Annotated in this window: 18 protein-coding genes; all 18 read left to right on the forward strand. The window is 47.4% G+C overall.

Going from position 1 to position 24,055, the window contains the following annotated elements; translation table 11 throughout:
- The first annotated feature begins 83 nt into the window (after positions 1 to 83).
- On the forward strand, positions 84 to 3,365 hold the full coding sequence (locus NST47_RS05150; protein ID WP_341154172.1) for a cadherin-like beta sandwich domain-containing protein: 3,282 nt from the start codon (positions 84 to 86) through the stop codon (positions 3,363 to 3,365).
- 135 nt (positions 3,366 to 3,500) lie between these two features.
- Complete coding sequence (locus NST47_RS05155; protein WP_341154173.1) at positions 3,501 to 4,187, forward strand: DUF6483 family protein; 687 nt, start codon at positions 3,501 to 3,503, stop codon at positions 4,185 to 4,187.
- A gap of 301 nt (positions 4,188 to 4,488) precedes the next feature.
- Positions 4,489 to 4,974 carry a 5-(carboxyamino)imidazole ribonucleotide mutase gene (gene purE, locus NST47_RS05160; protein WP_076237756.1) on the forward strand — a complete coding sequence of 162 codons (486 nt, stop codon included), beginning with the start codon at positions 4,489 to 4,491 and terminating at the stop codon, positions 4,972 to 4,974.
- On the forward strand, positions 4,971 to 6,155 hold the full coding sequence (gene purK / locus NST47_RS05165; RefSeq protein WP_341154174.1) for a 5-(carboxyamino)imidazole ribonucleotide synthase: 1,185 nt from the start codon (positions 4,971 to 4,973) through the stop codon (positions 6,153 to 6,155). The genes purE and purK overlap by 4 nt, the downstream gene beginning before the upstream one ends.
- Before the next feature lie 27 nt (positions 6,156 to 6,182).
- Positions 6,183 to 7,481 carry an adenylosuccinate lyase gene (gene purB, locus NST47_RS05170; protein WP_341154175.1) on the forward strand — a complete coding sequence of 433 codons (1,299 nt, stop codon included), beginning with the start codon at positions 6,183 to 6,185 and terminating at the stop codon, positions 7,479 to 7,481.
- Between the two features lie 24 nt (positions 7,482 to 7,505).
- Entirely contained in the window at positions 7,506 to 8,390 is an 885-nt protein-coding gene (locus tag NST47_RS05175) for a phosphoribosylaminoimidazolesuccinocarboxamide synthase (protein ID WP_341154176.1), read from the forward strand.
- 324 nt (positions 8,391 to 8,714) lie between these two features.
- Entirely contained in the window at positions 8,715 to 8,957 is a 243-nt protein-coding gene (gene purS / locus NST47_RS05180; protein WP_076237752.1) for a phosphoribosylformylglycinamidine synthase subunit PurS, read from the forward strand.
- Positions 8,958 to 9,274: 317 nt separating this feature from the next.
- Positions 9,275 to 9,970 carry a phosphoribosylformylglycinamidine synthase subunit PurQ gene (gene purQ, locus NST47_RS05185; protein ID WP_240421700.1) on the forward strand — a complete coding sequence of 232 codons (696 nt, stop codon included), beginning with the start codon at positions 9,275 to 9,277 and terminating at the stop codon, positions 9,968 to 9,970.
- On the forward strand, positions 9,948 to 12,191 hold the full coding sequence (gene purL / locus NST47_RS05190; RefSeq protein ID WP_341154177.1) for a phosphoribosylformylglycinamidine synthase subunit PurL: 2,244 nt from the start codon (positions 9,948 to 9,950) through the stop codon (positions 12,189 to 12,191). Before purQ ends, purL begins: the two co-directional genes overlap by 23 nt.
- Positions 12,176 to 13,666 (forward strand): amidophosphoribosyltransferase, encoded by a 1,491-nt coding sequence (gene purF / locus NST47_RS05195; RefSeq protein ID WP_341154178.1) that lies wholly within the window; start codon positions 12,176 to 12,178, stop codon positions 13,664 to 13,666. Before purL ends, purF begins: the two co-directional genes overlap by 16 nt.
- 769 nt (positions 13,667 to 14,435) lie before the next feature.
- Positions 14,436 to 15,476: a phosphoribosylformylglycinamidine cyclo-ligase gene (gene purM, locus NST47_RS05200; RefSeq protein ID WP_341154179.1), complete on the forward strand. Its 1,041-nt coding sequence runs from the start codon at positions 14,436 to 14,438 to the stop codon at positions 15,474 to 15,476.
- Positions 15,473 to 16,066, forward strand: a complete 594-nt coding sequence (gene purN / locus NST47_RS05205; RefSeq protein WP_341154180.1) for a phosphoribosylglycinamide formyltransferase — start codon at positions 15,473 to 15,475, stop codon at positions 16,064 to 16,066. Before purM ends, purN begins: the two co-directional genes overlap by 4 nt.
- A 224-nt stretch (positions 16,067 to 16,290) precedes the next feature.
- Entirely contained in the window at positions 16,291 to 17,469 is a 1,179-nt protein-coding gene (locus NST47_RS05210) for a phosphoribosylaminoimidazolecarboxamide formyltransferase (RefSeq protein WP_341154181.1), read from the forward strand.
- Between the two features lie 64 nt (positions 17,470 to 17,533).
- Positions 17,534 to 18,265, forward strand: coding sequence for an IMP cyclohydrolase (locus tag NST47_RS05215; protein WP_341154182.1), 732 nt, complete (start codon positions 17,534 to 17,536; stop codon positions 18,263 to 18,265).
- Between the two features lie 31 nt (positions 18,266 to 18,296).
- The gene (gene purD / locus NST47_RS05220; RefSeq protein ID WP_341154183.1) at positions 18,297 to 19,565 is read left to right on the forward strand and encodes a phosphoribosylamine--glycine ligase; all 1,269 of its coding nucleotides are present in this window, start codon (positions 18,297 to 18,299) and stop codon (positions 19,563 to 19,565) included.
- A 150-nt stretch (positions 19,566 to 19,715) separates the two neighbouring features.
- Positions 19,716 to 21,158, forward strand: coding sequence for an extracellular solute-binding protein (locus NST47_RS05225; RefSeq protein WP_341154184.1), 1,443 nt, complete (start codon positions 19,716 to 19,718; stop codon positions 21,156 to 21,158).
- Between the two features lie 264 nt (positions 21,159 to 21,422).
- Positions 21,423 to 22,508 (forward strand): SGNH/GDSL hydrolase family protein, encoded by a 1,086-nt coding sequence (locus NST47_RS05230; protein ID WP_341154185.1) that lies wholly within the window; start codon positions 21,423 to 21,425, stop codon positions 22,506 to 22,508.
- A complete protein-coding gene (locus tag NST47_RS05235) occupies positions 22,505 to 24,052 on the forward strand; it encodes an extracellular solute-binding protein (protein ID WP_341154186.1) in 1,548 nt (515 codons plus the stop codon). Before NST47_RS05230 ends, NST47_RS05235 begins: the two co-directional genes overlap by 4 nt.
- Positions 24,053 to 24,055 lie beyond the last annotated feature (3 nt).

Genomic DNA, 24,055 nt, shown 5'->3' on the forward strand with positions numbered 1-24,055 from the left:
AAAAATAAGATAAACTAGATAGTAGATATCATTAACAATAATTATCATTAATAGTTTATATAGAAAGAAGGAATGACAGGGTTATGCGTACATACTTGGGGTTCAAATTCAAACGGAGGCTAGCGGAAACATTGATTTTGAAGGAAGTAATGGCCATTATTGGCTGTCTGGTTGTTGTACTGGCAGGGGTGATGCTGTTACATGTGGACAAGGTACAGGCTGTGGCAGGCACTTCTGTCAGTTCGCCTACGGTTTCTACCTATCCGGAAACGAGACTTGCCGGAAATCATAATGAATGGAATTTTCAATTTACTGCTACAAGCTCATTGAAAAACGGTGACAAGATAACGATTGATTATCCCTCTGATTTTAATATTAACAGCGACGAGAGTTTTGATTATGTCAATAACCAGTATATCCTTTATTATGGTTATAGTGTTCCTATCGTTAAAGTTAATACGTTGGCAGCAAGTTCTATAATTGTTACCGGACAACAGTTGCAAATCCAGATTGTAAATTCTGTACCTGCCGGATCCATGGTAGACGTGAACGTTATTCAAGAGATAGTCTCGAATCCGAGGACTGGGGGTACAAAAAGTATTCTTGTACGGACTTCGACGGACATAGATCCGGTAAATATCCCCGTGACAATAGAAAGCAGTACATTGATGGTCGAACTGAGCAACAAGAACGAAGGCGCACAGAAGGTAAACTATAAGCTTACCTTCAAAACTCGAGAAACGATAGATTACGAACGTCCTCTTTATCCGGTTCTTCCTTACGATTTGGTTGAAAATATATACGCAATGGACCCATCCAAGGTATATCTGAACGGTGCCATGGTTGATAGTATTATTAATAGTGAAGTTTTTAGTGTTAACCCTAGTTTCGGTACCAATATTTCACCAGGCGAGACAGTAACACTGGAATTTACTGCAGAAGCAGGTCTGAGCAATCCGGTATTTGAAGAAGGGGATATCCCTACGAAACAAATAGGAATTCGCTTCGGCAATCTGACTGAATGGGCAGAAGTAACTTATACGAAGGATTACATACCTCCAACAGGGACTGTTACTGTTGAGGGTATACCAGCATCGAATACAATATTCAGCCGCTCTATCTTGCTAAATTTGAATGCTACTGATGAGGGATCTGGTGTCATTGCCGGATATGAAGTATCGGATACGGATTATTTTTATGGCTTCGACGATAGACTGGAATACAAACCCCAGCTATCTTACCTTCTTCCACCTGGTGCAGGCCCCAAAACGATTTATGTTAGGTTCTATGATGCTGCCAAAAATCCAAGCGTGACCTATCAAATCACGGTTATTTATGATGATAAGCTTAATCTGGGCAGCTTGACGGTTAAAGATGAGAATATTGCCAATGTGGCTTTAAGTCCCTCTTTTTCGGATGCACTTGATGTGTATGATGCAGTGGTAGGTTCTTCAGTAAATAGGGTAAAAATCAATTTATCCAAATCAGCAGCTGCGAATATAATATTGGATGATTCTAGGGCAGTCTACACAGCGGTGAACTCTACCAATGGAGAAATCACTTTTTCAAATTTGGGATTCGGCAGCAACGATTTAAAAATTCGAGTTTCAGCGGCTGAAGGCAATAAAGATTATCATCTTATTATTTTCAAGGAAGGACCTGAGCTACAACATTCCAAAAATACGACGGTAATAAATAATGGCAGCATCGTAGTATTTGGTGGGAAGCAATGGGTGCTAACGGATAAAACTAAACGGCAGTTAACACTTCTGCAGCCTTATACGGAGTGTGCTTGGTATGATTCCAGTAACTGTAATTGGGACGGTTATGGTAATAGTTGGGATACGGAAGGTTGGTATGATGGATATACATTCGATCCTATGGCTGAAGATAGTGTTGCTTATTATTTAAATAATGAATTTTTAAATACTCTGGGTCAGGAAAATATTGGCAAAATATCCATGTATCCTTTCGATAACACGATCTATTCAAAAGGGACAGTGCCAACAAGGTGGAGTGAGGAATACAGGGTCAAGGCATTGGTTGGGCTACTATCGATTCCGCAATATCAATCATTGGTTGGTACTGGCGTATTGAATCGCTTTCTGGGTTCGGAATGGTTTTTGATGAATCCTGCTCATGCAGGTAGTGATTATTATATATTTAGCGTTGACTCTGAAGGCAGCTTGGTTGCTAACTGGAACAGTAAAGAAGTTCATCCAGTCGTATACTTAAAGCCAGGTATGGTCATTAGTGGCGGTAGCGGTAATGAGGTTAGTCCTTATACATTGACTAGTTTTTCAAACAATGCAGCTTTAAGCTCGTTGAGTATTCAAGTAACAAATGATGTAACTACACACATTCCAGATACGTACAAAAATGTTTCAATGAGTGTAGCGAATGCAGTGTATTCGATTACGGTAACGGGTGCGGTTTATGAATCAGGAGCTAAGTTATCGATCAAAACGAGTACTGGCAGCGATGTCTATATAGGCCAGCCGATCAATTTGAACGAAGGAGCCAATGTGTTTACGATTGTTGTTACCGCACCTGATGGAGCAACTACCCTTACATACATGTTAACTATCACAAGGTCCTCTAGTGGGACTGGGGGACAACAGGAAGCATCTGTTAACAACGAACACCCAATAGTCACGCTGACAGGCGGCACTACAATTGATTTTACAGGATCGACTTTTGGTCCTAATGCCAAAGTGTCGGTAACGGAGGTAACCCCGATGAATACAGGCGGTACCGGCTTAGTATCCGCTGGAAAGACTTTGGAGTTTACGCTGACAGGGATTACAATTGATCCTTTAAAGCCTGTGAAGGTATCGATTCCCACGAATGCCAATGCGAATCGCAGTAAAGTAGGCGTCTTTTACTATAATCCATCGACTCTAAGTTGGGAGTATCAAAAAACAGAGATCGATAACACGGGAGTTGCGTCTGCAAAGGTAACACATTTTTCAACTTACGGTGTGTTTGAAGCGAATAAAGTAGCGACCCCTACACTGGACTCTTTGTACACGAATGACACAACGAAGCAGGTTACTTTGTCCACATCTACGGAGGGAGCAGCAATCTACTTTACACTGGATGGCTCGGAACCGACTACAGCAAGCAGCTTGTATAATTCAAATAACAAGCCTAAATTGCTATCGACCCAGACTCTGAAAACCATAGCTGTCAAAAACGGAATGGTTACAAGTGATACGGTCAGCTTTGTGGGGAAAGCACGCAAAACGATTACCAACATACTAACCAGCATTTTAAATAAAGCTGATCAGAACGGTGATAGCCAATTTGATCACTCAGATGTAAGAGCCCTGCTTAATCAGGTAGAAGCAGTTCGCGGTCACTAAAAAATTCATGGAACCATAGCTTGGGAATAATCCTGGGCTATGGTTTTTTTGTGCCATCATGACTTTTTTCAATCGTCACCTCAATAAGGTACAATGAACTTATACGAATCAAATTCATAACTGGGAGGGACCGCATTGTACCAACGGGATTATTTGATGCGAATGATCGAACAATTTTCGATGACACTGGGTCAGGTGCTGTTCAAGCGGCGAAACCAGCAATTTGCGGAAGCGATGGAGCTGTTGACACAGGCAATGAAGCAACTGCTGGGGCTGAATTCCAAGCTAGTGCTTGCTTTATCCGTGAAGGACCTGATGGCTTTGCTAACGACTCAGGGTCAATTCGATGCCGGTAAAGGTCTGCTGCTCAGTGATATGTTAAAGGCAGAGGGTGATTTACTGGTTGATGCCGCGGAAGAAGACGAAGGCATAGCATGTTATATGAAGTCTGTGGAGCTGCTGCTGGAAATGAGATGGATGCAAGAAGCTACCGAATTAGAGCAGGAGATGGAGGAGCGAATCCAAGACCTGCTTACTATCATCAAGCCTGGATTAATGCCGCTGCGGGTCCTTAAGCCATTGGTCCATTATTATGACAGTGCAGGGCGGCTGGCCAAGGCGGAGGACACGTTATTTTTCATACTGGATGCAGATGTGGACCAGACGCATTGGATCGATTCAGGCCTATACATGGTGGAGCGTTGGCAAAAAATGTCGACGGATGAGCTTGCACAAGGCGAGTTGAACGCAGAGGAAGTCCAAGAGACCTATACCCAACTAGTTAAAATGAAGCAAAAAGCGAGCAAGATCGAGAGAATGTAGCAAACTGCTTTGGAAATGCGAACTTTTCATATGATTAATTCGTATAATGTTCGTCTTCTCAGGTTGACAGCCGCTCTCTATCCCTGTAAACTAAACACGTAAAAGCTTTCTTTTTTTGATCTAAACTTGTCGAAATAACGAAAATGAAAGGTCGGCGCTTCGGTGTTAGGCCTTAGCTTGCGCTTGGGATTATTTTACCGTCCTGTGGGTCAATGATAGTGATCTTGGTCTGCCGGACTTTTCATATTATACACATTCAAGCTTGCACGTATTTCAAAAGTAACCATTTATGGAGGTCGAAATGTCTGTTCTTGTTGGAGTCATTATGGGAAGTCAGTCGGATTGGGAAACCATGAAGCACGCCTGTGACATGCTGGAGGAGCTGGGAGTTTCTTATGAGAAAAAGGTTGTTTCCGCCCATCGTACGCCAGATTTAATGTTTGACTATGCAGCATCTGCAGTAGAGCGAGGTTTGAAGGTCATTATAGCAGGAGCGGGAGGCGCCGCTCATTTACCCGGTATGGTTGCCGCAAAGACGGAGCTGCCGGTTATTGGTGTTCCCGTTAAAACGTCTACGCTGAATGGGTTGGACTCCCTGCTGTCTATTGTTCAGATGCCAGGTGGTGTTCCTGTAGCCACCGTAGCGATTGGTCATGCGGGAGCCACGAATGCGGGCTTGCTGGCTGCGCAAATATTGGGTGCGTTTGATCCTGAGCTGCAGCAAAAGGTACGTGAGCGTCGTGAACGCACTCGTGAGAAGATCACAGAAAGCAGCGTGCTGGAATGAGTGAATATGATCGAAGAGACACCAAAAAGATAATACGTCCTGGCAGCACCATTGGTGTGTTAGGCGGCGGACAGCTTGGGCGCATGATGGCATTGGCTGGACGCGCCATGGGCTATCGGTTTATTACACTGGACCCGACAGTAGACTCTCCTTGCGGTCAGGTGGCTGACAGACAGATTGTGGCCGCTTACCATGATATTGAGGCAGCAAGGATGTTATCCGAGCAGTCGGATGTGATCACCTATGAATTCGAAAATGTCGATGCCGAGGTGACTGAGCTTCTTATGGAGGAATCCTACGTGCCTCAGGGCAGCAGACTTCTCTATATTACGCAGCACCGCTTGCGTGAAAAGCAGGCGATTGAAGCAGCTGGCGTCAAGGTAGCGCCTTATGCGCAAATTGCGAGCAGCGCACAGCTTCGTGAGGAGCTGCAGCGGTTGGGCACCCCTTGTGTGCTGAAGACAGCGACAGGCGGCTATGATGGCAAAGGACAGTGGGTAATACGTTCGATAGATGAAGCTGATGAAGCTTATGAAGAAATCAGTCGGGCTGGAACTGAACTGGTTCTCGAACAATTTATCGACTTTGACAAAGAAATATCCGTGATTGCGGCGCGAAGCCCAAGAGGAGAAGTTAAGGCATTTCCCGCAGCGGAAAATATACATGTGAACAATATTTTGCATCTGTCGATCGTACCGGCCCGTGTAGATGAGGCTGTGCAGCAGGAAGCCGAGCAGTTAGCGATTCAAATTGCGGAATCGTTAAATGTGGTTGGACTGATTGCAGTCGAAATGTTTGTCACACACGAAGGCGAGCTTTATGTGAATGAATTAGCGCCGCGGCCTCATAATTCCGGTCATTATACAATGGAAGCTTGCAAAACCTCGCAGTTCGAACAGCACATGAGAGCGATCTGCAATCTGCCGTTGGGCTCAACGGAGCTGCTTACACCGGTTGTCATGGGTAACATTCTGGGTCAGCATGTCGAGTCCGCGATGGACTGGATCATGCAGCCTGAATCGGAGCAGGTTGGCAGTGGTATTACAGCAAAGCTACATATGTATGGCAAACAGGAGGCCAAGGACAATCGGAAGATGGGTCATTTGAACGTGCTTGCACCTTCAGTTGATGAAGCCTTGCAATGGATTGAAGCCTCAGGCATATGGAATACGAAAGAATAGCTAGCACGAAGAACGGGGGATTAATCAATGATTGAACGTTACAGCAGGCCGGAAATGGCACGGATTTGGACAGAGGAAAATAAATTTAATGCTTGGCTGGAGGTCGAGCTGCTATCTTGCGAGGCCTGGGCTGAGCTTGGGGTCATCCCGAAGGAAGATGTAGTGGAGCTGCGCAAAAATGCTGCTTTTGACATCGACCGTATTTATGAGATTGAGCTGGAAACACGCCATGATGTGATCGCCTTCACGCGCGCGGTATCCGAAAAGGTAGGCCCTGAGCGCAAATGGGTACACTATGGCTTGACCTCGACAGATGTTGTGGACACGGCACTCGGTTACTTGCTGAGACAGGCTAATGAGATTTTGGAAAAAGACTTGCTTAATTTTATTGAAATATTGCGGAATAAAGCCATTCAATATAAAGATACACCGATGATGGGACGGACACATGGCGTACATGCCGAGCCGACAACCTTCGGTTTGAAAATGGCCCTGTGGCTGGAAGAAATGAAGCGGAATCTGGAGCGTTTTCGCTTGGCGGCGGACGGTGTACAGTACGGTAAAATTTCCGGCGCAGTAGGTACGTATGCGAATATCGATCCTTTTGTTGAAACCTTTGTATGTGAGAAGCTGGGTACAAAAGCGGCTCCAATCTCGACGCAAACCTTGCAGCGTGACCGTCATGCTGAATATATGGCGACACTGGCGCTGATTGCAACGTCCATGGATAAATTCGCGACTGAAATTCGTGCATTGCAGAAGAGTGAGGTTCGCGAGGTTGAGGAAGCTTTTGCCAAAGGTCAAAAGGGTTCATCCGCTATGCCGCATAAGCGTAATCCAATCGGCTGTGAAAGCATTTCGGGCTTATCCCGTGTCATTCGTGGTCATATGATCTCAGCTTATGAGAATGTAACCTTATGGCATGAACGCGATATCTCGCATTCGTCTGTAGAACGGATTATTTTGCCGGATGCAACGATTTTGCTGAACTATATGCTGAACCGTTTTGGAACGATTGTAAAGAACCTGACTGTGTTCCCGGAAAATATGAAGCGCAATATGCAAAGCACTTACGGCGTACCGTTCTCCGGTCGTGTTATGACCAAGCTGATCGACAAAGGCTACAGCCGTGAGCAGGCTTATGATACCGTGCAACCGCGTGCCATGCAGGCGTGGGAAGAGCAGCGATCGTTCCGCGATATTATTGAGAACGAGCCTGTAATCCGTGAGCAGCTGAGTGCGGAAGAAATTGATGATTGCTTTAACCCAACCTGGCATTTGAAGCATGTTGATACGATTTTCAAACGTTTGGGCTTAACCGAATAATAAATTAGGGGAGGACCACAGACGATGGTCTCAACAAAGGCGATTTCGAGCGCCGAATCTTATCTGAGCGCACCGCTGATCTACAAAGGTAAGGTTCGTGAGCTGTATGATTTAGGGGAGCATTATTTGATCGCGGTAACGGACCGGATCTCGGCATTCGATTGGGTGCTGTCACCTGCAGTGCCTGACAAAGGTAATGTGCTCAACTCTTTAAGCAAATTCTGGTTTGAGCAAACCGCAGATATTCAACCGAATCATGTCGTACATGGCGATGTTGATCAATTGGGCGATATTGTCAAAGACCGTGAGATCATGAAGGATCGCTTCATGGTCACCAAAAAAGCGGAACGTATTGATATCGAATGTGTCGTCCGTGGTTATATTACGGGCGGAGGCTGGCGTCAGTATGTACAAACAGGCGAGATCAATGGGCAAAAGCTGCCAAGTGGCCTGCGTAAAAATGAACGCTTCGAGAAGCCGATCTTCACGCCTGCAGCCAAAAACGATGTGGGTCATGACGAAGATATTTCGATCGAACGGATGAAAGAACTGGTCGGAGCCGAATTGACCGAGCAGCTGCAAGCCAAGAGCATTATGCTGTATGAATTTGCTCATCGCTATTGTGAAGAGCGTGGCATCATATTAGCCGATACCAAGTTCGAGTTTGGACTCATTGATGGAGAAATCATCCTGATCGATGAAATCTTCACACCGGATTCCTCACGTTTCTGGGCCAAAGAAAAGTACGCCTTCGATATCGAAATCGATGGAATGGACAAAGAACCGGTTCGTACGTATCTGTCCAGCACGAATTGGGATAAAAACAGCGAGCCCGACCCGCTGCCCGCCGATGTCGTCGAGGAAACCTCCCGCCGCTATAGAAGCATCTATGAGCTGCTAGTTAAGTGAAAAATTTAAAAGCTTGGTGAATAAGTTCCGCTGCGCGGCCAAATATCCTTCCGATCGCTGTTGTTTCCGTACTTTTTGATCTAATAAGACATTTATCGGTAAAATTACGGAAACAAAGGCGAACGCTAACGCTTCTGCAGGATCATTTGGCCGCTCCGCTCATGATTCACCGAACTTTTAAACCAAGCTCAAGCCTCTAATATTAAGTGCCATAATTATATAGAACATTCTCAAGCAGGCGCTTGCGAAGCGAGTGCTCTGCGCAACATAGTAGATGCTTACAAAGTAAGTTTTCTGCGAAAACTCTAAGGAGGATTCATCCCCATGTTAAAAGCAACCGTGTACGTCACGATCAAACAAAGCGTTCTCGACCCTCAGGGAGTAGCCGTACAAGGCGCTCTTCACTCCATGGGCTTCGGTGAAGTGGATAAAGTACGTGTAGGCAAATATTTAGAATTTGAACTAGGCACAGCTGATCGTGCAGAAGCTGAGCAGCGTGTTAAATCGATGTGTGAAAAGCTTCTAGCGAACACAGTCATCGAAGACTACCGCTACGAATTGGTTTAATCTCTTCAACCTCAGCCGCCAGGCCAACCATCAGCGAGCGAAGCTATGCTGATCTGTTTACAGCAGTTGATGTTAAAGAGTTAACACTCGGCACCAAAAGTTCAGCGTGTCCCGTTAGGGACGAAAGCGCTCATCATAAGCACAGTATGCGTACGAAACGTATCACCCAAGCCAAGCGTGTCCCGATAGGGACGATAAGCGCCCCGAGAACACAAAAGCCTTGCACACGTGCCAAGGGAGTCCAGAGGGCAACGCCCTTTGGGGCCCTCCCTATAGGGAGGGTTTGGGAGGGTGAAAATAAGGAGGAGTAAAGTATCATGAATTTCGCTGTATTGGTGTTTCCAGGCTCCAACTGTGATATCGATTGCTACAAAGCGGTTGAAGAAACCATCGGGCAGCCAGTTGAATATGTATGGCATACCGAAACCGATTTGTCCAAGTATGACTGTATTATTGTGCCAGGTGGCTTTTCATACGGAGATTATTTGCGCACAGGCGCGATAGCTCGTTTTGCTCCTGTTATGACAGCACTTGTGCAAGCGGCCGAGAAGGGTACCTACATTATCGGGATCTGCAATGGTTTTCAAATCTTGCTGGAATCGGGCTTGCTGCCTGGCGCCATGCTTCGTAACAATTCGCTTAAATTCCGCTGTCATGCGGCTATGCTGCAGGTGGACAATAACGAAAACCCGTTTACAAAAGAGTATAGCAAGGGTGAGTTGGTTAACATTCCAATCGCTCATGGCGAAGGCAACTACTATTGTGACGATGCTACTCTTGCAGACCTGCAGGCGAACAATCAAATCGTTTTTCGTTATGAAGCAGGCAATAACCCGAATGGTTCTGTGGATGATATCGCAGGCATTTGCAACAAAGCGGGCAACGTACTTGGTATGATGCCGCATCCGGAACGCGCAGTAAAAGAATTGTTGGGTTCGGCGGACGGCAAGCGGATGTTTACATCGATCTTGAGCACTTGGAGGGAACAACATGGCGCAGCAGTTAACAGCTAAGGAACCAAACGCGGAGCAAATCGCGGAACAGAAGCTTTATAAGCAGATGGGTGTCACAGACGCGGAATATGATCAAGTATGCGGATTCCTCGGACGTAAACCGAATTATGTGGAAATTGGCGTATTTAGCGTTATGTGGTCCGAGCATTGCTCCTACAAAAATTCGAAGCCAGTTCTTCGTAAGTTTCCTATAACAGGACCTCGGGTTCTAATGGGTCCAGGTGAGGGCGCGGGGATCGTCGATATCGGCGATAATCAAGCGGTTGTTTTCAAGATTGAAAGTCATAATCACCCTTCTGCTATCGAGCCGTTTCAAGGCGCGGCCACAGGCGTGGGCGGAATTATTCGTGATATTTTCTCCATGGGCGCACGTCCAATTGCTGTTCTGAACAGTTTGCGTTTTGGTAATCTCAAGAATGACCGTGTTAAATATTTGTTCGAGCATGTCGTGTCGGGGATTGCCGGTTATGGTAACTGTATCGGGATTCCAACGGTCGGCGGCGAGGTTATGTTTGATGAAAGTTATGAGGGCAACCCGCTCGTTAATGCGATGTGTGTAGGGTTGATCGATCACGATAAGATTCAAAAGGGTGTTGCCAAAGGCGTCGGCAATCCGGTGTTTTATGTCGGACCGGCTACCGGTCGCGATGGTATTCATGGTGCGACTTTTGCATCGGAGGAACTGACTGCGGAGTCCGAAGCGAAGCGTCCTGCAGTACAGGTAGGCGATCCGTTCATGGAGAAGCTGGTATTGGAAGCTTGTCTCGATTTGATTAACTCAGGTATCGTGTTGGGCATTCAGGATATGGGTGCAGCCGGACTTACTTGTTCGAGTGCCGAGATGGCGAGCAAAGCAGGTAACGGTATGGAGCTGTATCTGGATGAGGTGCCGCAGCGTGAGGAAGGCATGACGCCTTACGAAATGATGCTGTCCGAATCACAGGAGCGGATGCTGTTCGTTGTTGAGCCTAAGGATGAGGCCCAGGCTAAAGCGATTTTTGAACGTTGGGGCTTGCATTGTGCAAAGGTTGGTAAAGTAACCAATGATGGAGCACTTAAGCTGTTCCATAAGGGTGAGATGGTTGCGGACATGCCGGTTACGGCATTGGTTGATGAAGTTCCTGTATATAATAAGCCTTCTCAAGTACCTGCGTACTATCTGGCTAACGCTGAGGTGGATACGAATCGGTATGCAGAAGTAACAGATCTGAATGATGCTTTGAAAAAGGTGTTGGCTTCCCCGACTGTAGCCAGCAAAGAGTGGGTTTATAATCAATACGATTACATGGTGCGTACAAGCACTGCAGTTCGTCCGGGTTCGGACGCAGCGGTCGTAACGATTCAAGACTCGCGCAAGGCGCTTTCCATGTCGACCGATTGCAATGGACGTTTTGTTTATCTGGACCCTGAAGTGGGTGGCAAGATTGCGGTTGCGGAAGCAGCTCGTAACAATGTATGCTCCGGCGGCGAGCCGCTGGCGATTACAGATAACCTGAACTTCGGAAGCCCGGAAAAACCGGACATTTTTTGGCAGCTGGAGAAAGCCGCAGACGGAATTTCAGAAGCGTGCCGCAAGTTGGATACACCGGTAATCGGCGGAAATGTCAGCTTGTACAATGAAAATTCCAAAGGTGCTATTTACCCAACACCGGTTATCGGAATGGTAGGCTTGGTTCATGATACTGACCATATTACGACACAAGCCTTCAAAAAAGAAGGCGATGTGATTATCCTGCTCGGCGACACTAAAGCAGAATTAGGCGGCAGTGAGTTCCAATATGTACTCCATGGAGTTACAGAAGGACGTCCACCTCAAATCGATCTGGATGTTGAGAAAAAGCTGTTAAGCACCGTGCTTGGCGGTATTCAAAAAGGTCTTGTTGCTTCGGCGCATGACTTATCCGATGGTGGCTTGGCTGCAGCTCTTGCCGAGAGCTGCATCAGTGGTAGCCTGGGTGCTCAAGTCGATTTCTCAACGGAGCTGCGCAATGATATTGCACTGTTCAGCGAAAGCCAATCCCGTATTTTGCTCAGCGCTTCGCCTGAAAAAGCGGAAGCTTTGAAGCAATGGATTTCCGAACAAGGCGTGCCATATCAGCAATTAGGTCAAGTTCAAGGAACAGAGTTGCATATCCACATTAACGCTAAACCCGTCATCCAGTCACCGGTTGAACAACTACAAAAGGTTTGGAAGGATGCGATTCCATGTCTGATGAAATAAAGACATTGCAGGAGCAGCAGCTATGGACAGGCAATTATTATAATGAAGATATGGGCAGCCGTGACGGGCTGCTCGATAAGCTAGGGGAGGAATGCGGCGTATTCGGAGTGTATGGTCACTCCGAAGCCGCTTCGCTCTCCTATTATGGTCTGCATGCGCTGCAGCACCGTGGCCAGGAAAGTGCAGGGATTTGTGTAGCAGATGGTGAGGGCTTCAAATACCATCGCGGCATGGGACTTGTAAAGGAAGTTTTTAATAATGATAATTTAACCACTTTATCTGGAGCCAACTCGATCTCACACGTTCGTTATTCGACAGCAGGTGAGAGCAAGCTGGCTAACGCTCAGCCTCTAGTGTTCAAATACCGCGGCGGCGATTTGGCGATTGCCACCAACGGTAATTTGACTAACGCGGCCGAGGTGAAAAGAAAGCTTGAGGACATGGGTTCGATCTTTCAGACAACTAGCGATACCGAAGTTGTTGCTCACTTGATTGCACGCTCCAAGCATACGGAAATTGAACTGGCTGTTAAAGAAGCGTTGCTGCAGGTGGAAGGCGCGTACGCGTTTTTGTTTCTGACCAAGGATAAGCTGGTTGCAGCTTTAGATCCACATGGCTTACGTCCTTTTGTTATGGGCCGACTGGGCAATGCTTACTTGTTCGCTTCGGAAACCTGTGCGTTTGACGCGGTGGGGGGAACCTACTATCGTGATGTGATCCCGGGTGAATTGCTTGTCCTTGATGCGAAAAATGGTTTGATTGAGGATCGGTTCTCACCGATCAAGCAGCGTGCTATTTGTTCGATGGAGTATATTTATTTTGCTCGGCCTGACAGCGATATGGATTCGATTAATATTCACTCTGCACGCAAACGGATGGGTAAGCAGCTGGCACAGGAAGCGTTCGTTGACGCTGATGTGGTCACTGGCGTGCCGGATTCCAGTATTTCAGCGGCTATCGGCTTTGCTGAGCAAACCGGTATTCCTTACGAGCTGGGCTTGATCAAAAACCGCTACAGTGGTCGGACCTTTATCCAGCCGAGCCAGGAGCTGCGCGAACAGGGTGTAAAAATGAAGCTGAGTGCTGTGCGCAGTATCGTTGCCGGCAAGCGGGTTGTGATGATCGACGATTCCATCGTTCGTGGCACGACCTCACTGCGGATCGTCAACATGCTTCGTGAAGCAGGTGCAACCGAAGTTCACGTAAGAATCAGCTCACCACCTTTTATGAATCCTTGTTACTATGGAATCGACACACCGGACCGTAAAGAATTAATCGCGGCTCAAAAGTCCATCGAAGAAATTCGGGTTGCGATCAATGCCGATTCACTTTATTTCCTTAGTAAGGAAGGCTTGTTAAACTCAATCGGCCGTCCTAAGGGCGATGTGAATCAAGGAAATTGTACAGCCTGTTTTGACAATATGTACCCTACACGAATTACGGAAGAGTCGGAAGTCGGATGTGGGTGCGACTAAGGGTCTGAGTGAGAAAAGTGCAGCGCAGTGATTGAAAACCAGTGAATTTGGATTCATACGGACGGTTATTCCAGAAAAGGGATGCCATTACACCGCTGTTGAAAGAAAGCCACCAGAAATAATTCCTTATAGGAAGCAGCTTTCTTTCAAAGGCGGCCGTTACACTTTCCATGGCAATCCCTTTTCCTCCATACACCTGGATGAATCCAAATTCACATGCACTTCCCTCTCAAAGATCCTTGTCTGTGAGTAGAAAGAGAGGCGGAGGCATTTGGCTGCTCCGCCAGGCTGGCAAACTAGCTGGCGTGAGTCACACCGCCTCATAAAGTGACAACTAAATGGCCAATATGTCCAGGCACATTAGTAATAGCTAGAGTGGGCCGTGAGCACGGCCTACCGCGCAACAACTTAACGCGGCCGTAGTCCGGCTCGTCGACTGAACAACTAGCGGGGCTAGAGCTGCCGCGCAACCATTAATAAAACGCAGGTTGTGTAGACTGCGTTGAGCCTTTCGCACTTGTGGCTTGTAAGATGTGTGCCTGATCGCCTTGTAGGCAGAGGGCTGTGTGCTTGCCGGAGAGTATACGGGACGCCTTTGAAAATGGGTTATCACCACCAAGTCTAATCACAATAATCCATTTTCAACAGCGGCCGCAGGCAAGCAGCACAGCCCGGAGCCGACCTTAGGCGATCAAGCATGCCCTTAATCTTACTCCATAACTGCGAACAGCCCAACCCTCCCACCAACCAAGTTAAAGGAGTGTAACAAGTGTCGGATGCATATAAAAAGGCCGGAGTCGATATCGCGGCTGGAAATGAAGCAGTAGAACGGATGAAAAAACACGTAAAAACCACATTTCGTCCCGAGGTTCTAACGGAGTTGGGTGGATTTGGTGGGCTTTTTGGATTGAATAAGGATAAGTACGATGAGCCGGTACTGGTGTCAGGTACGGATGGCGTAGGAACGAAGCTCAAGATTGCTTTTGCTATGGACAAGCATGATACGATTGGTATTGATGCTGTAGCCATGTGCGTTAACGATATTATTGTTCAGGGCGCAGAGCCTTTATTTTTCCTTGATTATTTGGCTTGTGACAAAGTCATCCCAGAAAAAATCGAATCGATTATTAAAGGCATCAGCGATGGCTGCGTTCAGGCAGGCTGCGCACTAATCGGCGGCGAAACAGCTGAAATGCCGGGTATGTATGCGGAAGGCGAATATGATATTGCCGGATTCACGGTTGGTATCGTTGATAAAAAGAAAGTCATCGACGGCTCCACAATCCGTCCGGGTGATGTCGTACTGGGCCTTGCTTCAAGCGGCGTGCACAGCAATGGCTTTTCGCTAGTTCGCAAGCTGTTGTTAGAGGAAAAAGGCTACAGCCTGCATGACACCATTGACGCATTGGGCGGCAAGCTGGGTGATGTGGTGCTGGAACCAACCAAGATTTATGTCAAATCCGTACTTGCTGCATTGCAAAAGGTTGAGCTTAAAGGCTTGGCGCATATTACGGGTGGCGGTTTTATCGAAAACATTCCGCGGATGCTGCCTGCTGATGTCAATGTTGAAATCAATTATGGCTCTTGGCCGATTTTGCCGATTTTCCAGCTGCTGCAGGAAACAGGCGCAATCAGCAATAACGATATGTTCCGTACCTTCAATATGGGTATTGGCATGGTAATCATCGTGCCAGAGCAGCAGGCTGCTGAAGCCGCAGCTATTTTTGCTGAGCAGGGTGAGCAAGTGTATACGCTGGGTCATGTAACCTCGGGAGATCGGGTGGTTACGTTTAGCGGAGCCGTTGTATGAGTAAGTCCTTTCGCATTGCCGTGTTCGCTTCCGGGAGCGGGTCCAATTTCCAGGCTATTGCGGATGCGGTGAATGCTGGCAGGCTCGATGTTCACATCGGGCTTCTTGTCTGTGACCGCCCCAAGGCACAGGTAGTGGAGCGGGCGAATAAGCTCGGGATACCTACATTTGTATTCCGGGCAAAGGATTATGCAAGCAGAGAGCAGTATGAACGGGAAATTGTACAGCGGCTAGAGGAAGAGCAGATCGATCTGGTTGTAATGGCAGGCTATATGAGATTGATTACATCTGTGCTTGTCGAGCCTTGGTATGGGAGGCTGATTAATGTTCACCCTTCCTTGCTTCCTGCATTTCCAGGTCTGAATGCTATCAAGCAGGCGTTGAATTACGGGGTAAAAGTAACCGGAGTCACTGTACATTATGTAGATGGCGGCATGGATACAGGACCGATCATTGCGCAGCAAAGCCTGGACATTACCCCGGAGGATACAGAAGAAAGCTTGGCTGCGCGTATACACCCAATCGAGCATGTGCTGCTGCCGCAGGTCATTGCACAGATTGCAGCCGGACAAATAAAGCTGAATCCATAACAATAGCTCCCACCATGAGAGACACAATGGAAGCTCTATGAAGTTAAAATCGTTTAAACCAGTAAACACGTACACGTCTCATCCCGTGCTTGAGATCTGCAAGCGGTACAGAAGGTTCTGATGCAGTATTCATCAATAAGCTATTGAGTTCAAATGTTCCATCTATATAAAACCAGATAAAGACCAGTTCCACCAATACAGCTGCATAGGAAAGGAATTTAACGATGAGTAACCCTAACGAAATCCATTTGCGCTACGGTATGAATCCACACCAAAAAGAAGCCAAGATCTACAGCGAGAACGGCAACCTGCCGCTGCGTGTTGTCAACGGTGACCCAGGCTTCATTAATCTGCTGGATGCTTTGAACAGCTATCAATTGGCTCGTGAGCTGCGCTTGGCTACAGGTCTTCCAGCGGCTGCTTCCTTCAAGCATGTAAGTCCTACCGGAGCGGCTGTATATGCCCCTCTTAGCCCTGAGCTGGCGAAGGCGTACTTTGTAGAAGGCTTGGAGCTGTCTCCCCTGGCAACTGCTTATGCAAGAGCGAGAGGCGCTGACCGGATGTCTTCCTTCGGAGATTGCGCGGCGCTAAGCGATATCGTCGATGCATCCACGGCACGTTTGCTGAAACGCGAGGTTTCCGATCTCGTTGTAGCTCCAGGCTACACGGAAGAGGCTTTGGAGATTCTGCGTTCGAAGAAAAAAGGCGGGTTTTTGGTGCTTGAGATCGATCCGGAATATGCAGCTGCACCTATCGAGAAGCGTAATCTGTTCGGCATGACTCTCGAGCAGCAGCGCAATAATGCCGTGATTGACAGCTCAGTGCTGACTCACATTGTAACGAACAACAAAGAGCTTCCAGAAGAAGCAAAACGCGATATGCTGATTGCCCTGATCACTTTGAAATATACGCAATCCAACTCGATTTGTTATACTTTGGACGGACAAACCATTGGTATTGGTGCGGGTCAGCAGTCCAGAATTCATTGTACCCGTCTTGCTGGTGATAAAACCGACCGTTGGTTCCTGCGTCAGCATCCGGCAGCACTTGCCATGAAATTCCGTGCTGGTATTACCCGTCCTGAACAAAACAATGCGATTGATCTGTGGCTGGAGGAGGAAGTAACCTCTTTTGAAAACGCCAGCTGGGAGCAATATTTTGAGGAAGTACCTGTTCGTTTGACTCGTGAAGAAAAGCGCGAATGGTTGAATAAGCTGCAAGGTGTTACCTTTGGTTCGGATGCCTTCCTGCCGTTCCGTGACAATTTGGACCGTGCAAGCCGCAGCGGTGTGAAATACGTCGTTCAAGCAGGCAGCTCGATGCGTGACGAGGAAGTCGTCCAAGCTGCTAATGATTACAACATGGTTATGACCTATTCCGGCGTTCGTTTATTCCATCACTAAAAGTTACAGCCCGTAAATATTCATACAGCACATATCGATTTAATTATAAGGGGGATTTATCTACGTGACTGCAAATGAAAAGCTTACAGCTGAGCACAACCTGGAGGGCTTGCAACATAATCCGTATCCGGGCCGGGGAATTGTAATTGGTCTGACACCAGATGGGACCAAACTTGTCCAGGTATACTGGATTATGGGGCGTAGCGTGAACAGCCGCAATCGGATTTTTGTCCAAGAGGAGAATGGTTTTCTGCGTACCGAAGCCAAGGATCCTGCGCTATTGACCGATCCTTCACTTATTATTTATTATCCACTCAAGCACACCGATGGCTCGCACATTGTAACCAATGGTGATCAAACCGATACGATCTATGATGCTTTGCTTGCGGGAGGTACTTTTGAGCAGGCATTAACGACAAGAACCTTTGAACCGGACGCGCCTAACTACACACCGCGTATTTCCGGACTCATCGAACTGAACAATCCACATTGTCAGTACAAGCTGTCCATCTTGAAATCCAATGCAGGCAATCCTGAGCAAACGTTCCGTCAATTTTTCCATTACGAGCAGGCAATTGCAGGCTACGGACACTGCATCCACACGTATTCCGAAGACGGCGATCCATTGCCATCGTTCCAGGGTGAGCCGAAGCTGGTTCCTGTATACGATAATATCGACCAGACGCTGCATGCTTACTGGGATCGGTTGAATGAAGATAACAAAATTTCACTGCTGGTCAAAACCATTCAGCTCGATAATGGCCAAACGGAATTAAAAGTCATTAATAAGCAGTAATCTTGAGCATAGTGATTAGGAGGGATGTAAAGTGCGGATTTTAGTTGTAGGCGGTGGTGGCAGGGAGCATGCGATCTGCTGGGCGCTGAAAAAAAGCCCCAAGGTGCGTGAGCTTTACTGTGCGCCAGGTAACGGAGGCATCGCCGGAGTAGCGGAATGCGTACCGATCCAGGTGAATCAATTCGCGGAAATCGCTGAATTTGCAGTGGATCATGCGATTGATCTCGTCGTTATCGGCCCTGATGACCCTTTATCTGAGGGAATCGTCGATTTCCTTGAAGCAAAACAGTTAACTGTGTTCGGCCCGCGTCAAAATGCAGCGATTATTGAGTCGAGTAAAGTATTTTCCAAGGAATTATTTAAAAAATATCACATTCCAACAGCAGCCTACGAGTCGTTTGATAATTACGAAGCAGCGCTGGCCTACCTGCACAGTCAGCAAATTCCGATTGTTATTAAAGCAGATGGTTTGGCTGCAGGCAAAGGTGTCATTATTCCTCACTCGATGGAGGAAGCAGAGAAGGCACTTCATGATATTATGGTTGCCAAAATCTTTGGCGATTCCGGTAATCAGGTTGTGATTGAGGAATTTATGACCGGTCAGGAAATGTCGATTTTATCGTTCGTTGATGGCAATGTAGTACGTCCGATGGTCGCTGCACAGGATCATAAAACCGTGTTTGACAATGATAAAGGTCCAAATACAGGGGGCATGGGTACATATTCACCGCTGCCGCATATTGATCCGTCTGTGATCGAAGAAGCGATTGAGAAGATCATTAAGCCGACAGCGGCGGCAATGGTCAGTGAAGGCCGTCCGTTCCGCGGCATCCTGTTCGCTGGACTGATGCTCACTCCGCAAGGACCGAGGACGATTGAGTTCAATGCACGGTTTGGCGATCCAGAGGCGCAGGTCGTGCTGCCGCGGCTCAAAACCGATTTGCTGGACATTTTTCTGGCAGCGATTAATGGTCATTTGGGACAAATGGATATTCAGTGGAGTGACGAAGCCGCAGTATGTGTGGTTATCGCGTCTGAAGGGTATCCGGGACCTTATCCTAAGGGTCTGCCGATTGAAGGGCTGGACGATGTTCAGGATGCACTTGTATTCCATGCGGGTACAGCACTGAAGGATAACCAGATTGTTACTAATGGAGGCCGTGTGCTCGGTGTTACGGCACTGGGAAGCGATATTGCGGATGCTCGTGCAAAGGCTTATGCAGCCGTCGAGCGCATCACGTTCCCCGGCAAGCACAGCCGTACCGATATTGCGAAGAAAGCACTGGTCGTACAACCATAATAAAAGCAAGAAGGCGGGAGCAATTCCGTCTTCTTTTTCTTTTGATGCCCAGTTGTGACAAGCATGGTGAAGGTATAACGATTTGGTGTATGATGATACAAATGGGTGATTTCAATTGAAAGCGCTAGCCTGTACATAGTGAGGTACAATATGGAAAAAAGAATAAGCCGAAAAAATTTTCGGGTGCGATTGGATGAGATGGTTGCGACCCTGCGCCAGGAAATCATATCAGGCCAAACCGCTATCGGCGAGTATTTGCCATCCGAAAGTGATCTGGAAAAGCGATTCAGCCTCAGCAACGCATCGGTGCGCAATGGGCTGAAGGTATTGGTGCAAGAGGGTTTAATAGAGAAAATACCACGGGTGGGCAATCTTGTTAAACCTCCTTCTCCAGACCAGACGAGAACTATCAAATTTGGATATGTACACTCGATTGCTGCCCTTGTTGAGATGTCGGAGCTGTTGGCCGGTTTCAGTGAACAGTACCCGCACATCCATGTAAAGCCTGTAGAGCTGCCCTCTGGGAGTTATGCCAAAGTGCTTAAGGAATACATGGAATCGGGAATCCTGGATGTGGTCCTTATTAATAATAACAATTTTCAGGATTTTCTGGAGAACGACTGCACGGACTTGCTGGAGCCTTTAAAGCCGATACAGCACTGCTACCCGTTGTTGCTGGAGCCCTTTCGACAGGGTGAGCACACGCTGGTTCAGCCCTTTATATATTCGCCGGTCGTGCTGTGCTACAATAAACAGCATTTTGAGCAGTCGCAGGTTCCATTCCCGGACAGCAGCTGGACCTGGCACGATCTTTTCGAATATGGTCACCAGCTGGCTGTGAACGAGGATCGATTCGGTTTTTATTTTTATTTGCCTTCTCTTAATCGGTGGCCGATCTTTATTCTTCAGAGCGGTCAAGTATTTGAAGCGGATGAGAATGGGAGGTATAGCTTGTCTGATAACAAGCTGCTGGACGGCTTGGACATCTGCCGCGAGCTGCTGGCTATGTCCGATGTGTTTCCAAGAATTCTCTCCGAAAGCAACGCCGATGCGGAAGCCTTGTTTTTGGAAGGAAAAGTATCGGTTATTATGACGACCTACTACTTTTTGAATCAGCTCCGACAATCATCGATTCCCTTTGATATTTCGCCTTTACCGGGGCTGCAGGATACGAGCACGCTGCTGATCATTAATGGCTTGGCTGTAAACAGCAGATCTCGGGATAAAGAAGCAGCCGGATTGCTGGTTGATTATCTCGGTTCCTACGAAACACAGCTCATCGTTCGCCGCAAGACACTGAATATCTCGGCACATCGCCACGCCATGGAATGGGAAGGAGAAGAATCGGTATACCGGCCTTCGCGATTTTACATGTATCGAGAGATTTTTCCGACCTTGCGGCTCATTACCGAGCTGGGGCTGGAGAATGCCCAGTTCAGGGCGATTCAGCGGGAAGTCATGATGTTTCTGTCAGGGTTGCAGGATCGTCAAACGATGAGTGAACGTCTGGAAGGGATACTTGCTGAAGCGAAAAAGAGGCCTAAGTTAAATGCAAACCACACGCTGGTGTCCGATGATCGGCCCAAGGTGTGAAGTGCCTGAAGCTGCTGATAAGGCAGCATATAGAGAGACCGTCCGAGGCACTTCGGACGGTCTTTGTTAGTTCGCGGCTGAACGGGTGCAAAGGGCTTCACGGCTATGAATAACGGGTCGAAAATAAGATCAACAAGCATATTTGACTCATAAAATCACAAGTCGACCTAAAAATAACCAATTGACTGCATTTTTAAATGTGAAATACTATATATATGAGTTAGATGTAAGTCAATAAATAAAATTGTTGGAGTGGTCATGAATATGCTGCATCAAAACATCTATTTTCATAATGTTACGGAGCTGGAAATATCGCCACAAACACCTGGCTGGAAATTACAGCGGTTCCCGAAGGAGGTTCGATATTCATTAGAGGAGAAAGGCAGGACGAAGGCTGTACAATCCAATGGCTGTGAGCTGCGATTTGTGACTGATGCCAAGCATGTACGCGTTATGGTGTCTTCGCAGGAAGCGGACGGTCAAGTGCTGGTGTTCAAAGGGGACTTCCTTCATTCCTCCCATCAGCTGAAAGCGGGGGTGATTCATACACTTCAATTGGAAGCTCCGGAAAGGTTCCCCGACGTGCATCCAGAAGTGCTGAATAATTCCGCATTTTCATCGAGGGTATGGCGTGTTTTTTTTGAAAGAATTAATGGTGTATTCCATGGGATTGAGGCGTTCGGATTCGACGTACGTCCACCGTTGCCACACGAAATCCCCGGTTTGACGATGTTCGCGTACGGTTCTTCGATCACGCAGGGTGCCGGTGCGTTAAGCAATTACAACTGCTACGTCCAGCAGACGGGAAGGCGTCTGGGGATCGACGTTCTGAATCTCGGTCTGAGTGGTTCCTGCTATTGCGAGGAAGGGCTGGCAGATCATATTGCGGAGCGAGATGACTGGGATATCGGTTTTCTTGAAATCGGTGTCAATATGCGCGGCGTATACACAGTCGAGGAATTCCAACAAAGGGCTGTTTATTTGTTGGACCGGATCATTGAACGGCATCCGGAAAAGCCGTTGTTTGTGACCACGATGTATCCGAATCGGGCCACGTACAGCCAGGAGGGAAGTGCGATATTTGCCTACAGGGACAGTGAGCAGCAATTTAATGACGTGTTGATACGGTATGCCGCCGATAAAAAACATGCAAACCTGCAGCTGCTGCAAGGGGAGCAGATCATGAGCGATTTCACATCCCTTACGAGTGACTTGATTCATCCGTCGGATTATGGCCATATACGGATGGCGGAAGCACTCTCCGGTATGATTCAACCTGTAATAGACAGGCTTCGTGCCGAGCAGATCCAATTAACTATGAATACAACCTATAGAGGAGGCTCCATATGAAAAAGCTTTTAACAATTGTAAGCGTTCTCTCGATTGCGTCAACAACTATAGGCTGCTCACAAGCAGGCAACAAGGCAGCCGAAGGTTCTGCGGGACCACAAGGAAAGGCCGCTTTCTCAATATCTTTCAGATCGGGCAATATCTCTTATGCGGAGCAGCATCCCAACATTAACGAAGAAAAGTGGGTTAAGCGGCTGGAGGCGTTAACGAATACGGATCTGGATATACGGCTCATGCCGCATAAGGAATTTGATCAGAAAATGATTCAGATGTTCGCCATTAACGATATTCCCGATGTCGTGCAGGCAAGCTCCGGCTTGAACAATCCGCAGCTTGCCGGTGCTGTGAAGGCCGGAGTATTCATGCCGCTGAACGATTTGCTGGCCAAGCATGGGCAGAATCTGTTGAAGAAAATACCGAAGGACGCCTGGGATACAGAAACGGATGCCAAAGGCAATATTTACGGGATTCCCGAATGGCTGTCTAATCCCGCTCGCAGAGCAACATGGATTCGGTCTGATTTACTGGAGAAGACCGGGCTGCCGGAACCGAAGACGGTTGAGGATTATTTGAATGTCATGAGAGCGTTCAAGAAGCTGGGAGTGGAAAATCCTTTTATGGGCCGGGAGGATTTTGTGTATTCCGATGCTTTTTATGGTGCGTATGATGTATTTGGCAACTTTTTTATGAAGCAGGGCGACCAGGTCGTTCCAAAGTTTTTTAATGTGGACGGTATGCAGAAGGCAATTCAAACGTATAAAACGATGCTTGATGAGGGCCTGATCAATAAGGAATTTGCTACGATCAACCCGACTCGCTTCAAAAATGACATCATCGCAGGAAAAGCCGGAATCTGGAACATGAACGTCAATCTGCTAATTCAATGGGATTCACAGCTTAAGGAAAGTAATCCGGCGGCCCAAATGAAATTAATTGCATCTCCAACCGGACCCGACGGCAAGGGAGGACTCAGGCTTGTCGGCAAAGTGACTAGAGCCTATCTGATCAATAAAAATGCAAAGGACCCGGCGGGCATCATTAAATTTTTTGATTGGATGGTCAGTGATGAGGCGGAGAAATTTTTTACCTTTGGTGTCAAGGGAGAAAATTATACCGAAGAAAACGGCAAAATCAATTACAAAACCCCGGCAACAGCTGCAGAGGTTGATGAGGAAACATATCGACAAACGCTGCTGTGGCTCGTTCAGGATACAACGTACAACAAAGGATCATTAAGTCTGACCCCGGAAGGCCAGAATCTGATGAAGCTGTATGATACGGTTCTTGCTAAGGAAGGCCGTGATGGTATTCAATTCGATCCTCAGCTGCAGGCGTATGCCAAAAATCCGGACATCGCTCCTACAGGAGACAAATTGCCACCTGTTATCCTGACCCATGTTCTCAAAATGGTATATGGCAAAGAGCCGATCTCGGATTACCCGAAGGTGTTGGAGGAGTGGAAGCAAAAGGGCGGCAATAGCGTGATCCAGGAAGCTACGGAAAGAGTGAAGAATAATGAAGGCGTCATTCAGTCGAAACGATAAGAA

The organism is Paenibacillus sp. FSL H8-0034 (assembly GCF_038000305.1).
Taxonomy (GTDB): domain Bacteria; phylum Bacillota; class Bacilli; order Paenibacillales; family NBRC-103111; genus Paenibacillus_S.

Coding starts and splice junctions, on each gene's coding strand:
- purE (WP_076237756.1), top strand. CDS start 4,489: ATGTCTGTTCTTGTTGGAGTCATTATGGGAAGTCAGTCGGATTGGGAA.
- purF (WP_341154178.1), top strand. CDS start 12,176: ATGTCTGATGAAATAAAGACATTGCAGGAGCAGCAGCTATGGACAGGC.
- NST47_RS05150 (WP_341154172.1), top strand. CDS start 84: ATGCGTACATACTTGGGGTTCAAATTCAAACGGAGGCTAGCGGAAACA.
- purQ (WP_240421700.1), top strand. CDS start 9,275: ATGAATTTCGCTGTATTGGTGTTTCCAGGCTCCAACTGTGATATCGAT.
- NST47_RS05225 (WP_341154184.1), top strand. CDS start 19,716: ATGGAAAAAAGAATAAGCCGAAAAAATTTTCGGGTGCGATTGGATGAG.
- NST47_RS05175 (WP_341154176.1), top strand. CDS start 7,506: ATGGTCTCAACAAAGGCGATTTCGAGCGCCGAATCTTATCTGAGCGCA.
- NST47_RS05230 (WP_341154185.1), top strand. CDS start 21,423: ATGCTGCATCAAAACATCTATTTTCATAATGTTACGGAGCTGGAAATA.
- purB (WP_341154175.1), top strand. CDS start 6,183: ATGATTGAACGTTACAGCAGGCCGGAAATGGCACGGATTTGGACAGAG.
- NST47_RS05235 (WP_341154186.1), top strand. CDS start 22,505: ATGAAAAAGCTTTTAACAATTGTAAGCGTTCTCTCGATTGCGTCAACA.
- purS (WP_076237752.1), top strand. CDS start 8,715: ATGTTAAAAGCAACCGTGTACGTCACGATCAAACAAAGCGTTCTCGAC.
- purK (WP_341154174.1), top strand. CDS start 4,971: ATGAGTGAATATGATCGAAGAGACACCAAAAAGATAATACGTCCTGGC.
- purN (WP_341154180.1), top strand. CDS start 15,473: ATGAGTAAGTCCTTTCGCATTGCCGTGTTCGCTTCCGGGAGCGGGTCC.
- purL (WP_341154177.1), top strand. CDS start 9,948: ATGGCGCAGCAGTTAACAGCTAAGGAACCAAACGCGGAGCAAATCGCG.
- NST47_RS05210 (WP_341154181.1), top strand. CDS start 16,291: ATGAGTAACCCTAACGAAATCCATTTGCGCTACGGTATGAATCCACAC.